This window comes from Vibrio sp. MM46 (assembly GCF_027587135.1).
Classification (GTDB): Bacteria; Pseudomonadota; Gammaproteobacteria; order Enterobacterales; family Vibrionaceae; genus Vibrio; species Vibrio harveyi.
This window is the reverse complement of record NZ_JAPPTO010000005.1, coordinates 82028-95470: the sequence shown is the minus strand read 5'-3', so window position 1 is coordinate 95470 and position 13443 is coordinate 82028. Positions and strand designations below refer to the sequence as shown.

Annotated in this window: 15 protein-coding genes; 3 read left to right on the top strand and 12 right to left on the bottom strand. The window is 44.7% G+C overall.

Annotated features, from left to right (window positions below):
- Nucleotides 1–2: 2 nt before the first annotated feature.
- Entirely contained in the window at nt 3–872 is an 870-nt protein-coding gene (locus tag OH459_RS07520) for a LysR family transcriptional regulator (RefSeq protein WP_009705912.1), read from the bottom strand.
- Between the two features lie 112 nt (nt 873–984).
- On the opposite strand from OH459_RS07520, the gene OH459_RS07515 reads away from it, so the two are divergent.
- The 3 genes from OH459_RS07515 to OH459_RS07505 all read left to right on the top strand — a co-directional run bounded on the left by OH459_RS07515 (nt 985) and on the right by OH459_RS07505 (nt 3544).
- Nucleotides 985–2196, top strand: a complete 1212-nt coding sequence (locus tag OH459_RS07515; protein ID WP_039974542.1) for an MFS transporter — start codon at nt 985–987, stop codon at nt 2194–2196.
- A gap of 82 nt (nt 2197–2278) precedes the next feature.
- Nucleotides 2279–2860, top strand: coding sequence for a DUF1415 domain-containing protein (locus tag OH459_RS07510; protein ID WP_009697385.1), 582 nt, complete (start codon nt 2279–2281; stop codon nt 2858–2860).
- A gap of 108 nt (nt 2861–2968) precedes the next feature.
- Nucleotides 2969–3544 (top strand): nucleoside triphosphate pyrophosphohydrolase family protein, encoded by a 576-nt coding sequence (locus tag OH459_RS07505; RefSeq protein WP_005445519.1) that lies wholly within the window; start codon nt 2969–2971, stop codon nt 3542–3544.
- Between the two features lie 89 nt (nt 3545–3633).
- On the opposite strand, the gene OH459_RS07500 is transcribed toward OH459_RS07505, so the two are convergent.
- From OH459_RS07500 to OH459_RS07450, 11 genes are all read right to left on the bottom strand, one after another.
- Nucleotides 3634–4407 carry a nucleotidyltransferase domain-containing protein gene (locus OH459_RS07500; protein ID WP_050925136.1) on the bottom strand — a complete coding sequence of 258 codons (774 nt, stop codon included), beginning with the start codon at nt 4405–4407 and terminating at the stop codon, nt 3634–3636.
- A gap of 32 nt (nt 4408–4439) precedes the next feature.
- Nucleotides 4440–4946 (bottom strand): AAA family ATPase, encoded by a 507-nt coding sequence (locus tag OH459_RS07495; RefSeq protein ID WP_029791093.1) that lies wholly within the window; start codon nt 4944–4946, stop codon nt 4440–4442.
- Nucleotides 4947–5005: 59 nt separating this feature from the next.
- Nucleotides 5006–5239, bottom strand: a complete 234-nt coding sequence (locus tag OH459_RS07490; RefSeq protein WP_005445523.1) for a hypothetical protein — start codon at nt 5237–5239, stop codon at nt 5006–5008.
- Nucleotides 5240–5493: 254 nt separating this feature from the next.
- The gene (locus OH459_RS07485) at nt 5494–5910 is read right to left on the bottom strand and encodes a lysozyme inhibitor LprI family protein (RefSeq protein ID WP_009697380.1); all 417 of its coding nucleotides are present in this window, start codon (nt 5908–5910) and stop codon (nt 5494–5496) included.
- A 163-nt stretch (nt 5911–6073) separates the two neighbouring features.
- Nucleotides 6074–6430: a hypothetical protein gene (locus tag OH459_RS07480; RefSeq protein ID WP_050923402.1), complete on the bottom strand. Its 357-nt coding sequence runs from the start codon at nt 6428–6430 to the stop codon at nt 6074–6076.
- A gap of 53 nt (nt 6431–6483) precedes the next feature.
- Nucleotides 6484–7005, bottom strand: coding sequence for a hypothetical protein (locus tag OH459_RS07475; protein ID WP_045452642.1), 522 nt, complete (start codon nt 7003–7005; stop codon nt 6484–6486).
- Between the two features lie 57 nt (nt 7006–7062).
- Nucleotides 7063–8244, bottom strand: a complete 1182-nt coding sequence (locus tag OH459_RS07470; RefSeq protein WP_269986249.1) for a hypothetical protein — start codon at nt 8242–8244, stop codon at nt 7063–7065.
- A gap of 246 nt (nt 8245–8490) precedes the next feature.
- Complete coding sequence (gene btuD / locus OH459_RS07465) at nt 8491–9258, bottom strand: vitamin B12 ABC transporter ATP-binding protein BtuD (RefSeq protein WP_167424360.1); 768 nt, start codon at nt 9256–9258, stop codon at nt 8491–8493.
- Nucleotides 9245–10240 carry a vitamin B12 ABC transporter permease BtuC gene (gene btuC, locus OH459_RS07460; protein ID WP_039841058.1) on the bottom strand — a complete coding sequence of 332 codons (996 nt, stop codon included), beginning with the start codon at nt 10238–10240 and terminating at the stop codon, nt 9245–9247. The genes btuD and btuC overlap by 14 nt, the downstream gene beginning before the upstream one ends.
- Before the next feature lie 102 nt (nt 10241–10342).
- Nucleotides 10343–11371 (bottom strand): succinylglutamate desuccinylase, encoded by a 1029-nt coding sequence (locus tag OH459_RS07455; RefSeq protein WP_005439838.1) that lies wholly within the window; start codon nt 11369–11371, stop codon nt 10343–10345.
- Between the two features lie 238 nt (nt 11372–11609).
- Complete coding sequence (locus OH459_RS07450) at nt 11610–13409, bottom strand: M3 family oligoendopeptidase (protein WP_269986246.1); 1800 nt, start codon at nt 13407–13409, stop codon at nt 11610–11612.
- Between the last annotated feature and the right edge of the window lie 34 nt (nt 13410–13443).

Below are 13443 nucleotides of genomic sequence, written 5' to 3'. Positions count from 1 at the left end.
AATCAAACATACCGCTTCACAAAGTCAATAAAAGTACGGTCGGCAATGGATAGATAGCCTTGTTTTCGCCACGCGAGTGCAAGGTCGAGCTTAACGCTCGGTTCAAATGGAATACCCACCACACCCTGTTCATGTTGTGTCACCAGTTCTAGGAGAGCGGTAATAGCAAATTCTTGTTTAACGATACTCAGAATGAGCGGCAGCAAGTTGGTTTCGAATGAGGACTTCATCGTAAAGCCATGCTCTTCACTAACGTGGTCTAAGAATTCTCGGTGGAAGTAGCCATGCTGGAACATCACCAAATCATGCTCGAAAAACTGATCAAATGTGATGGCACTGCGCTGAGCTAAGTCATGTTCCGGAGCCACAACGGCGACCATTTGGCTAGTAAACAAATGGTCAGTTTCTAAGTCTTCTGGTACATCGTCACAACTGATCACGCCAATATCGAGCTGTCCATTAAGTAACATTCGGCGGATAGACTGAGTACCCGCCTCCACCAGCGTCAGCTTTAAATCTGGATACTGGCTCTTAAACGCCATGACAATTCGAGGGAAAAAATAGCTGCCCATCATTGAAGGCGTACCAAGGCGCACTTCCCCTTTGGCTAAACCTTTGAGTTCATCAATTGCTAACTGCGCATCGTGTAACTGCTGAATTACTCGCTTAGCGTGAACCAACAGGGTTTCCCCTTCTTTGGTTAAGCTGATTTTCTTTTCTTCTCGGCGAAACAGCGTCACGCCAAGAGACTGTTCGAACTTCTTAATTGAAATACTTAACGCTGGCTGAGCAATGTGCAAAGCCTTAGCTGCATGAGTAATGTTGCCGTGTTCCGCGACCGCCAAAAAGTGTTTGAGTTGTTTCGATTCCATTAGATCAAAAATATATACCAACCATATTTTTAATATATTTTTTCAATCCACAACTAACTGATAGATTGATCACAGTTTCTTTATATTTGCTCGCTCGCATTAGGCAGGACTCATGGTCAGTTTCGGTACTCCGGAATACAAACGCATTACGCTATCTCTGGCACTCGGCTCGTTTTTAGTTTTCTCGAACCTATATCTCCTTCAGCCGATGCTGCCAAGCTTTGCGGCGCACTTTCAGATCTCGGAAACGCAGGTCAACTGGCTATTCGCCGCCACCACACTGGCTCTCTCCTTTAGCTTGGTCCCGATGGCTGTGCTCTCTGAATCGATTGGGCGCAAACCTGTAATGATGTTTGGTCTGTTTTCGATCCCTGCAATTTCTGCATTAATGCTGCTTGGCGATTCGTTTTTGTTCTTAGTGGTTTGTCGCGCTTTGATCGGTGTTGCGCTTGCCGCGTTTGCTGCTGTTGCCGTTGCTTATATGGCGGAAGAGCTAGATAAACACGCATTTTCAATGGCGATCGGTACTTATATCGCAGCCAATTCATTGGGAGGGATCGCAGGGCGTATCAGCGGAGGATTGTTGGCAGACAACTTCAGCATCGATGTCGCCATCGAAGTCATGATGCTATTCACCCTTATCGGTGTGGTCAGCGTGCATTACTTGCTGCCAAAACAGAAAAACTTCACCCCTTCTTCGAGCAGTTTAAGGCATCACAATCGAGCTATTATCGGACACTTCAAAAATCAACGTGTGTGGTTCGCTATGCTAATTGGCGGTTTGAACTTTGCCTTGTTCGTTAATCTTTATTCGGTAATGGGATTCCGCTTGGTCAGTGCACCACATAATGTGCCTGTCGGGTTAGCTTCTCTCATCTTTGTTTGCTATTTGGGTGGTACATTTTCTTCCCGTTGTGCCGGACATTGGAGTAAACGCTTTTCACCGATACTTGGCATGTTTTTAGGCTCTATCGTCAGTATGGCTGGCATGTGGATCGCAGTAATTGAAAGCATACCTGCAATGTTGGCAGGTTTGTTATTGATCAGCTTCGGTGCGTTCTTCACTCACACGCTAGCCTACGGTTGGGTTGGACAAAACGCAACACAAGCAAAAGCGACGGCGACCGCATTGTATCTCGTGCATTACTATATTGGCGGCAGTTTAGGTGGATTCCTATTGCTCTATTGCTGGCAAAACGGCGGTTGGTCGAGTGTACTAATTGGCGGTAGCACACTGTACATTGCCATGTTCGCTGCTATCGCATTCTTAAAACACATTACAGAGCGAATTGACGCTGGCGATAACGCAGATATAACTGCTTAGCAAGGCGTTAAGCCCTATTGATTTTATGTTGTGGCGTTGGTCTGCTATGCTTGCGCCACATTCATAAAAGCAAGAAAGTCGTATGCCAACGCGCTCAACACAAGAATCACCAAACACCGATATCAATGCGATCACAGAGCAAGTCGATCAATGGCTCAATGATGTCGTGATCGGGTTAAATCTCTGCCCATTCGCCGCTAAGCCACAGCGCAATAAACAAATCAAAATCTTCGTTAGTGAAGCCTCGCAAGAAGAAGCTCTACTTGAAGACATTTTGCTGCAACTGATCGAACTCAGTAATACCGAGCCAGAAAAACTGGAGACAACCTTGGTTGTGGTTCCAAACATGCTGCAAGATTTCTGGGATTACAACTTCTTCATTGATTGGGTTGAAGGTTTGATCAAACAGCAAGATTGGGAAGGCATTTTCCAAGTTGCCACCTTCCATCCTGATTACTGCTTTGGCGGTGCAGAACCAGAAGATGATGAAAACCTGACGAATCGCTCTCCATACCCAGTGTTTCATTTGATCCGTGAGGAGAGCATGGAAAAGGTACTTAAGCACTACCCTGATCCAGAGTCCATTCCAGATACCAATATTGCACGTGTTTCAGCGCTTTCAGAGGAAGAACGTAAGAAGCTCTTCCCTTACCTATTTCGCTAAGACTCACTCCCCAAGAGACAGAATTCTAACCAGTTAGAATGGGATCGCTTGGGGATTAAAGTTCGGTTTGATATGATTGCAACTTCAATCGATTCAATGGACATTAGAATGCAACTGTCAAAGCTAACCCAAGAGATTTTTGATCACCTATACCGTGACATCACCGAGTTCCGTAGCACTTTCGACCTACCAGTGGCGGATGTTGCAAGCCTAGACGCACAAGCAGATACACTACACACTTCTCTTGCGATCGAAGAGCTTACTGAACTAGCGGAAGCGGATTGCAAAACCGAGCAAGCAGACGCAATCATTGACAGCGTTTACGTTCTAATGGGTCGTCTAGTACACCTTGGTGACAGCAAAGTTGAAGATAACCTAGCGATCAGCTACCTGATCGATCTACTGCTTAACGTAGCGGTGAACCGTGGTATCGACTTTATCCCTTGCTGGGACGAAGTGCACTCAAGCAACATGAGCAAAGTGTGCCGTAACGAGCAAGAATATGCAGAAACAGAAGCGTTCTACGCTGAACAAGGCATCAAGCTGATGGCGGTTCAAAAAGGCGAATACATCATTGCGAAATGCGCAGAAGATTTTGTATCTGAAGGCAAAACGGTACGTAAAGGTAAGGTTCTAAAATCGGTTTACTACCGCCCTGCAGACCTTAAGCCACTTACACAGTAAGTCGCCGATTAGGCACTACAGATAAAATTCAGCGCCCACAATACTCGATATTGTGGGCGTTTTTTATTCTGAGCGTTCTTGATAAACAATCAACTTTGTAAAGCCCTAGCATTGATGTGTTGACTTAACCGCTGATAAAGTGCGATGGCATCTATTTTGGACGCTATGTTGCCTATTGCACATTGGTAAGCAAGATCAATATCTTGATGTTGATTTGGGTAGTATTTTCTCGCTACTTCGACACATTCAGGCAAGTTGATGTACCAACTGCCGTCCTTCTCAGCGACAAAATAGTAGGCAGCTCTTATCAACTTCTTACCAATCACTTTTGCTACCGCTTTGTCACTCATTTGCGCAAAACGACCACTCATTTGCTCCAAAAAAACCGCGAGGTCACTATTGAGAGCTTCAGCGATTTCAAAGCTGGGTTTATGTGACACAAGCTCTTTTGATAAATCATTTCCCCAAATGCAGCAGCAACAGTGTTTGAGCCAAAATTGCCAATGGTATTTTTCTTTTGGGTCTAGAACACGATGACGCTCACCTGGGTCAATATCAAGTTTGCTTATTTGCGGATAAGCTTTGGGGATGCTTGAAGACAGTTTGTTGAATATGCCCAGTTCATTTTGACTCACCGGTGCGGTCAGTATTACGGAAACATCGAGATCTGAGTGCCCCAGCATTGCTGTGCCTCTGGGAACGCTGCCGTACAAGTAGATACCATCTATTTGTTTTGGAAGTTGCGTTATCAGCTCACCAACAACGACCTCAACAACTGGTTGGAACTCTATTTGAATATTTTCTGGTGAACAGTCATTGCGGATAAAGCCCTGGGCATCGAGACCATTATCTCGCTTGTGCATGGCGAATCTCCATCATAAAAGGAATGCTAAATTCAAATACCAAGCTTTTCGACCAATTTGGCAAACGACGTTTCGATACTGTCTGTTGCCGTATCAATCTTGACGACTTCCGTCTTCCAAGCCTCGTAGTGACGAGCTTTTACTTGTTGCCAATTCGGTAGCTGCAGGTTCTCAACTTCATTCTTACGAGAATCAACACGTTGTTTATGCTCATTCTCATCCGAGCAACTTATCTCTATGTTAACAAAGTGAGCAGACATGCTTGTTGCCACTTGCTGCCATTCATGCCGTGTAAGCTCTATGGGGTTACAAGAGTCAGCGATACAACTCAACCCAAGTTCAAGGTTATCTCGGATGATCCGGTAACTTAGCCGATAACCCTCACCTTCAACCTTGAAATGACACAAATCACGTAGACCTTGCTCTATAGTATCGACGCGTACATACATCGCGCCAACTCTTGCGGCTAATAGCTTTGCTAACGTCGACTTACCAGACGCAGGAAGACCAGAAAAAATGTACAAGGTAGGAATCGTCAAATGAACTCCTTCTCTATTAAATGCCATAAGCTTGAAATACATGATTCAAAAGAATGATGCTAAAGAACATCAAAGCGACATGCCAAACATTCGTCACCATCAATGTACTCTGCGAACCAATAATGCCCATCTTCCAATTCTCGATAATTGACCAAAGTATATGATTTGGAAAACCGATATTGCAATACAATGAGCTTATTGCATTTTGGCGGCCAACTCGTTGTTTCAACAATTAAATTGTTGTTTTTCAGCTCAGATTTAAGGATCTCAGTTAGAAGGAGACTTTGGAACATACTATCGGTCCTCAAAAGAAGTGCTAGCTCTCCAACAAGAGAAGAAACTTACAGCTAAATTTACCCGCAAAATGCCCTACGATCAGGTTCTGAATCACATTTGCCCTCTTTGGCATAAAACACTTCCCATTTACTGCCTGAGTGGGCTAAACAGTATCTCTCATCCGCTATACCGTTTAGCGTGATAGAAGCCGTGTTGAGGTTAAGTACGTTGACGCGTTTTAAAAAATGAATCTATCCGCGTTTAAGTAACACTACTCAACATTTGGTTCGGGTAAAACCGGTGGCGTACTATCCATGTAGGTTAAGAAGTTTTGCCAAATTTCGTGAGTTCTTTGTTGAGTTAATTGAGTTTCGCAGGAAATAGCCATCACGCCACGAATTGTCCCTTCACGCCACTGCGTATATACCGAATCACAATGCGACGTCACGTACGCTTGCCAATCTTTTTGTGCAACTTGAATCGCTTTAATCAGCTCAGGATCATAAGAATTATGTTCGAAACTCGTTTCCAAATACTTATTTAGTTGCTTTTGAGCAGCCTCTAACTCAATGGCTGCACACTGATTAATCTCGAGGGTACTGACCGCGTTATTACAATCAATCGCTTCTTCTTGAGCAAATGCCATAGACGACAAACTCGTTAGAGCCACAATCACGTATTTTTTCATTCCTTTCTCCAAGTCAAGGCAAGTAAATTTTCTTTTTGTTCTATGCCATTTCAAAGCTCGCATAAACCTCTTTTAGGTTTCGTTATTGTGCTTGCCTGTTTATCTTGATCCAGCTTTTCTTCCGTTTTAACCAAAACTCTAAAATAAGAAAAGGTCTCTTATCTTAATCACGCTCCGAAACGCGGCTCAGTTTTTTCAAAAAAGCAGGGTCGCTTTCTAAAGTAAAACACTTCACAAGTAGAGGCGACGTCTCTTTCTTATACTGAATCTGGGGCTCATAGTTACGAACTAATTCATTAACTTCAACGAATTTATCTGCGGGAATATGGCTCATCTGTACAATACCTGCCGAGATGCTTCTTATATCTTTTAAATCATAATTTTTGTATGAAAAATACTGATATAAACAATTTGCTTGTTCAAATTGAAGCAACGGTTGTTCGACTTTGGGTGAGAGCCCTCTCTCCGCTTGCACTGAAAATGCCAACCCTAAACTTAGTAAAGCAATGAGTCTTATCACTCTTCCTCCTTGTATATTCGTAAAGGCGCAACAAGAGCTGTGTCCTACATGATTTAGTGAATATCCCGTATTTCAATGTGACTTAATCTATTGATAAGTTGGGATGCCATCAAAGTTAACTTTCCTTCGTTAGCTTCAGAAATCGACCTGAGCGACTGCATTACATCGACTCTTAACGTTTCAAGTCCCGCTTTGTCGTTAGTGTCATAGGCGGTAAATGCCATTCCTTCCAACTCATCAAGCCAATTGTCGAATGATAGAGGCTGTTTCGAAAGTAACAATAAGGTGGTGTAAGGGTCCGCAATTAATGCCTTCAGAATTAATGGGGACACCTCCCCAGAAAGCGCTCCATCACGACGTTTCCAGATTTCAGTTAAAGTGAAGATGGTTGGTACTAATGTAGATGGGTTACTATCTTTAAGCGTGGTTTCGATCGTTTGATGGTTATCTATCATCCAGTTAAGTAAAAGATGTATCTCTGAGCTTTTAGCTGGTGATACCGTTGGATAAAGAAGAAAAGCAAAGAGTAATAACCTACTTTTAATCACTGTGGCTAAGCTGACATTAATATGCACCCCCTTACATTATTACCATCTAGTTTTTGTATAACTTGTTTTCTGAGAACAGCACTTTTATGTCTTGCTTAACATCTTCAGTGCAAACCTACCTCGCTCGGAGACAGAGTTTGATTTATCTGCTGAAAATCCCTGTGCGTATCTCTTTGCCTTACTACCAAGAGACTCTAACTCTCGAATAAGGAACTCAGCTGCAACTCTGCGAACAATAGGAGAAGCGTCGCGTGCTGAGCGGTTTAATAACTCGGCAGATGAAAGGGATACACTAATCTGCCGTTCGTAGACGATGGGCTTGAACTGCCCTTCACAGTAACGAATATCTGTCCAAACCCACTCTCGCCCATGAATCCATGTAAGCCGTTTTTCGAAAAGAGCACGAAAAGCCTTGGCTCTTATACAAGGTTGAATAGCACTCTTCGCGATGTTAGTTAGATGCGTATCTAAAATGTTGGTCCGACTTAACTGAGAAAATAACGAGGGCATGGGACCGCAGCAAGAGTTCATCAATTTGGCGACAATAGCGTTTGCTACCTGGGGTCTGCTTATTATATTCAGCAATACTTGCTTTTCCGTCTCATCGATTCGTCCCCAAGAGTTCCAATGAACAAGGACTACGCTTGTCGCATTTGCAACGTCTTGAGGATCACTGTGCTTTGCTATCTTCGCTAATTGCTCTTTGGCGGCTTGGCGAACTTGAGGTGCCCAATCATTAAGTCTGCGTAGCGCCATACAAAGAAAAAATGCATTAGGCGCACCACCACACAACGTTCTGAGCGTATTCTCTCGTTTGCGTCCATCAGCACTAATTAAATCCAACCAAGTGCACATTTGTGAAGCGTGTTTCGTGTCTGATACCACTTTTGAAAACTGTGAGCGAATAAGCCTCTCCCAATAGTCAAAGTTTGCTAGTGGTAAATTATCAGTCACACAAACCAGCTCTGTCATGTCTGCGATTACCTTCCCCCGGGCATTCAATGACATAGCGAAGTTGTTGACCGCAGCCATGACCTCAAATTTCTTGCCTGGGAGCCAGTGTTCGAAGCGACCTGCCAGCTCCCCAACTGGTTCACCATCAAATTTAAAAGGTATTTGGTTTCGTTTTCGTAGGTCTTCAGTCTTTTCCGTTAAACGGGCTGATTCTAAATTGGGTTCGTCCATTGAGTTATAGTTCACATGACCATTAAATGAATATGGTTTGAAAGTACCTTTGTTTTGATGTCTCTCATCTTTATGTTTCACTATCAACTTTATAGGCAATTGAGATCAGCCTTCAAATAAGAAATGGCTTAGAAGCGTATAAAAATGGAATCGCTCGAAATATCACTGCAACTGCTAAAATAATCACTTGCACGAAAAGAGTGTTAGAGAAAACGGCTAATTGCAGCTTAGTATTGGCATTGAACATCACAGTCTTACAACCAGATTGACACTTTTTAGCGTGCTCTGTTTGATGTCAACACGGCGGTTTTTAGCTGCGAATTCAAGTTAATCAAAAATCAAATAGGGTCTATCTTCCAATACGACTTTACGAACTTGAGTTTGGAAAACTTCTGCCAAGCCCTCTTCCGTGAGTACTTCATCTGCATGACCTAAAGAATGCAATACGCCGTTATTGAGCAGCAAGACTTTATCAGCGTGTTTAAGCGTTCGGTTTAGGTCGTGGTTTGCGACCAACACCCCAATCCCCTGCGCAGCGACGGCATTAATGAGCTGATATAGCAGTCCTTCTTGGGCAATATCCAGCGGCGCTGCGGGTTCATCCAAAATCAATAGCCGAGAGTAAGGGTTAATTGTGCGCCACACTTGCAAACACACTCCGGCTAAACGGACACGTTGCCATTCACCGCCGGATAATGTCTTAATACTTCGATGAAGCTTGTCTTGCAATTGTACTAGCTCAATAACAATATTAACGGCATCTCGTACTTTCGCGTCGCTGATATTGGCACCAGTTGGCAATGAAAGTGCTAAGTATTGAAAGACATCAACATTGAATGCGGGCCTTGATTGCTGACACAGATACCCACGAATATGCGCTTGTTCTGAAAGTGGCATTGCTAACAAGTCTTGATTGTCGACTAACACTTCCCCACTCACGCCTTCACGCTGAGTTAAGGTGCCAGATATCGCACCAAGTAATGTGCTTTTCCCGGAGCCGTTTGGACCCACGACATGGACAACCTCACCCGGCTTACATTCAAAGGACAACGGTAGCAGTCGACTTCCCACTGCGATGTGCTTAACGTGCATCATGACTTTTCACCAGCATCCAAATGAAGATAGGTGCGCCGATAGAAGTGGTCATCACTCCAAGCGGCAGCTCAGCGGAATCAAGTAACAAACGCGCGCCGATATCCGCAAACACCAATAAGGCTGCGCCAGATATTGCCGACAGAGGCAACAGATAGCGGTTTTCTGTACCAAACGCCAATCGAAGCAGATGCGGTACGACTAAGCCCACAAAGCTAATGACCCCACCCAATGCAACGGAACCACCAACGAGAATGGAAATTGCTAAAATGAGTTTCCAGCGCATCTGATGAACATCAATACCTAGTTGAGTGGCATGGATTTCCCCAAGCATCAACTTATCAAGCGGTTTGCCCTTGCAACAGAGCCAAATCAATACAGGTAGCATGACCAAAGTAACGGTGTGCTGATACCAACTTGCCCCACCAATGCTGCCCATTAGCCAATACATTAACTGACGTAGGCTCAAGTCATCGCTAAAGTAGAATGCCCACGTCACAATGGCGCTCGACAAAATACCCAGTGCAACGCCGACGAGCAGCAGCCTTGCAGTAGTGAGATGCATTGCCCTTGCGATACCAACCAATATGACGGTAAACAGCATCGAACCGGCAATGGCAGCCAACATAAAGATCATCGGAGAAGGTAAAACCGGCAAGGCAAACATGACGAGCACCATTGCCAAGCTCGCGCCACCGGAGATCCCGAGAACGCCGGGTTCGGCTAATACGTTGCCAAGCAGAACTTGTAAGGTAGCACCAGAGACCGCCAATGCTGCCCCGATAATGGCGGCAGAAACCAAACGTGGCAGACGTAGATCCAACAAGAGTTTTTGTTCAAATGCAGAGAGAGACTGAAAAGGAGAAAGGAATACCTCTCCGACCATCAAGTGGATAGCAGAGAGCAGCACGAGAATCACTGACATGATCAAAAGATTGCGTTGCCAGCGTCGTTCCTTGTTCAGGATAAGTTGTTGAAAATCCATAGTAGCCGATAAATACAAACGAGGCTTAACCTTACAGTTAAGCCTCGGTAAATTGCAAATGTGTTCTTACGCTTTAGTCACCGAAATGAAAGCGATATGGCATTAATCGTAGACTAACTCGCCATCTTCGTAGCGCGTTTTCACTTCACACACCATTAATGCTGCGCGTTGACCAATCGCGACGTGGCGATTTGGGAAAACAACGGCTTCGTTATCGTTCTTCGCCATCAACGGTTTGTCACCATCGTGACCAAACACTTCGCCGTGAACGAATGAGGTAAAGTTCTCAACGTTGTCATCAAACATGAAATCGAAATCTTCGTGCAAGCGCACAATCGTACGACTGACACGGTACTTGATACATGGTTTAGACAAGTGCTCCGCTTTCGCCTCTGCAATTAGGTTACGCAGTGACAAATCGAACGCAGTCAGTTTGTCTAAGTCGTTTTCACCAATGCGAGCCACACGACCAAGCTCCATCGTCAAAGCCTGAGCGCCGTAGTTCTCTGCACTGAACCAACTGAATGTACTGGTTGGCGAGTTAGAAAGCAGCACCGCTTCAATATGTGCACTGTCGAGAAAATCAATCAAGGCTTTGCTACGTACAGGATGACGCGTTTTCGGACTCACAGCAAAGGTGTAGTGCTTTGAATCACGGATCGCACAGTGCAAATCCAAGTGCCAGCGTGTTTCAGCTGCCGTATCTTGATAGAAATCTCTCACTAACAATTTGAGAGTATCAGCAATCGCAAGCTCTTTGGTCGGCTCGTGCTCTTTCTCATCAAACAGTCGGTTAAGGTTTTCTTCTAAAAATCGCGTGTGCGCCAGAGTCGATTCTGGATGAGCGATAATGAATAAGCATCGAGCCTCGACTTTCTGGAAGCCAGATTCGATGTCTTTGATAATTGAATCCACCAGCTCCATCGGTGCGGTTTCATCCCCGTGGACACCACAAGAGATGATGACGTTCTTTGTTTCCTGAGTGTATTCATCAGGAATCACTTCTAGCACACCACGCTGATAGAGTTTAAGTTTTACACCATTAGACAGCACCTGCTCCGCTGGCGCGACATCAATATGAACATCTAACGTGTCAGTTAAAAACGATTGGCGAAAGAGAGACTTCGTCATGCGTTACTCCTTAATAGCACGGCGGGTATGTTAATAAATTGTACAAAGGATTTTTGTTGTTGCGATCCCACTTATGAGTAGAAGCCACCAAATTTATTTAAAATCCCATACCTTTTCGCGCCATGCACTCAAATCAAGCATTGAGGCGTTTATTTTTTAAACAATTACAAAGTGTTAGGGCTGTGAACTTTACCACAGCCCTAAAGAAGATCATTATGATTTGATCAACTTTTAGCGTTTATTCACCACGTTGTGCGAGTAAACGTTCAAATTCGTCTACTTTGTCACGAACTAGCTCCACACTCTGCTGCCAGAATTCTGGTTGCGTCAGATCCATTGAAAGATGCTTGTCTACAACCTCTTCAGCCATCATGTTGCCAGTGTCACGTAATAGATCTACGTAATCGTCGTAGAAACGCTCCCCTTTAGCTTCACGTTGAGCGTAGATACCTTTACTGAACAAGAAGCCGAACAGATATGGGTAGTTGTAGAAGCTCACCCCAGAGATGGAGAAGTGCAGCTTGCTCGCCCAGAAATAAGGATCAGCTTCGCTCATCACATCGCCATACCAATCTTTCCACGTTTCTGACATCAGCTCACAGAAATCATCAGCTGTCAGTTCGCCCTCTTGGCGACGCTCGTAGAAAGCTTTTTCGAATTCGTAACGAACTGGAATATTGATCATTAGCGCCAACGCCGAAGAAAGCTCTTCCCACAGCATTTCGAGCTTATCATCCACACTTTCTGCTTTTGAAATCAGATGATCGCGAACGATGTTTTCAGCGAAAATCGAGGCAGTTTCTGCCAACGTCATCGGGTAGTACGTTTGGCAAAGCGGCAAGTCACGAATCACCCAGTTATGGAAGGCGTGACCAAGCTCATGAGCCAGCGTCATCAGATCTGAGCGGCTACCACTCCACGTCATAAACACGAGCGGCGTACGCGTCGCCGGCAGCTTAGTACAGTATGCACCAAGGCGTTTATTGGCATTAGGCGCAGCATCAATCCAGCCGTTTTGTACCATCATGCGGACAAACTCGGACATGTCTGGATTCACGGTTTCGAACGCTTCACAAATAACGTCAATTGCTTCATCAAATGGATAAACTTTCGCTTCGCCACTCAAAGCAGGCATCGCAGCAAGATGATTCCATGGTTTCATCTCATCCAGACCGTGGACCTTCGCCATTAGCAAACCGGCTTTTTGACCAATTTCACGACTGTCTTTAGCGACTTTCATCATGGCATCCAACGTTTCCGCTTTGATTCGGCTGCCATGCAAACTTGGGTCAAGGAAATGAACATCCCGCTTGGTAGAACGCTTTTTGTTCTCTGTTAAACGCCAACCTGAAAGCGCGTTAAGGATAGAGGCAAAAGACTCTTGGTGTGTCGCCATCGCCTTTTGAACACCACGCCATGCAGCTTCTTGGCGATCAAATTCAGAGCCATAAAGAATGCTTGCTGCTTGCGAGAAGCCAAGCTCTTCACTTTCACCATCAGCGTAGTCAAGCTTCACTTTCAAAGAGCCCGTGAGGTTGTTGTATAACTTACCCCACGCAGATTTTCCATCCACACTCATTGCCGCTAATAGCTTTTCTTCTTCGGTGCTTAAACGTGTGTCAGCCAGTTTGCGAGAGTTCAGGATTGAAAACGCCTGACCATTGATGTCTGGATTTTCATGATCCAAAACGCGAGTAATGAACTCTTCATCAGCGTGAGTCAATTTAAGCTCAAAAGCACTGTAAGCTTGAGAAAGCTCAGAGAAAATACGCGTCATACGACCCAGCAGTGCTTTCGCCTCTGCATTTGTCGCATCCACTGACGCGTAACAGTTAGCGAAGTTCGCAATAGTGCCAGCCAAACGGCTTGCCGCCTCACTGGTTAAGATTGCGTTTTGCATCACTTCAACAGAGTTACAATCGGTAGACTGTTTATTGAGTAGGTCAATGCATTGCTCTACAAGGGCAATGTCATCTTGAATTCGTGGGTCAGCGAGATCGTTATAAACGATGGATAAATCCCAGCTAGGAGCGGTCATTTATGGTTCCTTTTGATGTAATCGAGCCAGCTCT

Coding starts and splice junctions, on each gene's coding strand:
- btuD (WP_167424360.1), bottom strand. CDS start 9,258: ATGATGCACGTTAAGCACATCGCAGTGGGAAGTCGACTGCTACCGTTG.
- btuC (WP_039841058.1), bottom strand. CDS start 10,240: ATGGATTTTCAACAACTTATCCTGAACAAGGAACGACGCTGGCAACGC.
- OH459_RS07510 (WP_009697385.1), top strand. CDS start 2,279: ATGCCAACGCGCTCAACACAAGAATCACCAAACACCGATATCAATGCG.
- OH459_RS07450 (WP_269986246.1), bottom strand. CDS start 13,409: ATGACCGCTCCTAGCTGGGATTTATCCATCGTTTATAACGATCTCGCT.
- OH459_RS07515 (WP_039974542.1), top strand. CDS start 985: ATGGTCAGTTTCGGTACTCCGGAATACAAACGCATTACGCTATCTCTG.
- OH459_RS07505 (WP_005445519.1), top strand. CDS start 2,969: ATGCAACTGTCAAAGCTAACCCAAGAGATTTTTGATCACCTATACCGT.
- OH459_RS07455 (WP_005439838.1), bottom strand. CDS start 11,371: ATGACGAAGTCTCTCTTTCGCCAATCGTTTTTAACTGACACGTTAGAT.
- OH459_RS07485 (WP_009697380.1), bottom strand. CDS start 5,910: ATGAAAAAATACGTGATTGTGGCTCTAACGAGTTTGTCGTCTATGGCA.
- OH459_RS07500 (WP_050925136.1), bottom strand. CDS start 4,407: ATGCACAAGCGAGATAATGGTCTCGATGCCCAGGGCTTTATCCGCAAT.
- OH459_RS07520 (WP_009705912.1), bottom strand. CDS start 872: ATGGAATCGAAACAACTCAAACACTTTTTGGCGGTCGCGGAACACGGC.
- OH459_RS07490 (WP_005445523.1), bottom strand. CDS start 5,239: ATGTTCCAAAGTCTCCTTCTAACTGAGATCCTTAAATCTGAGCTGAAA.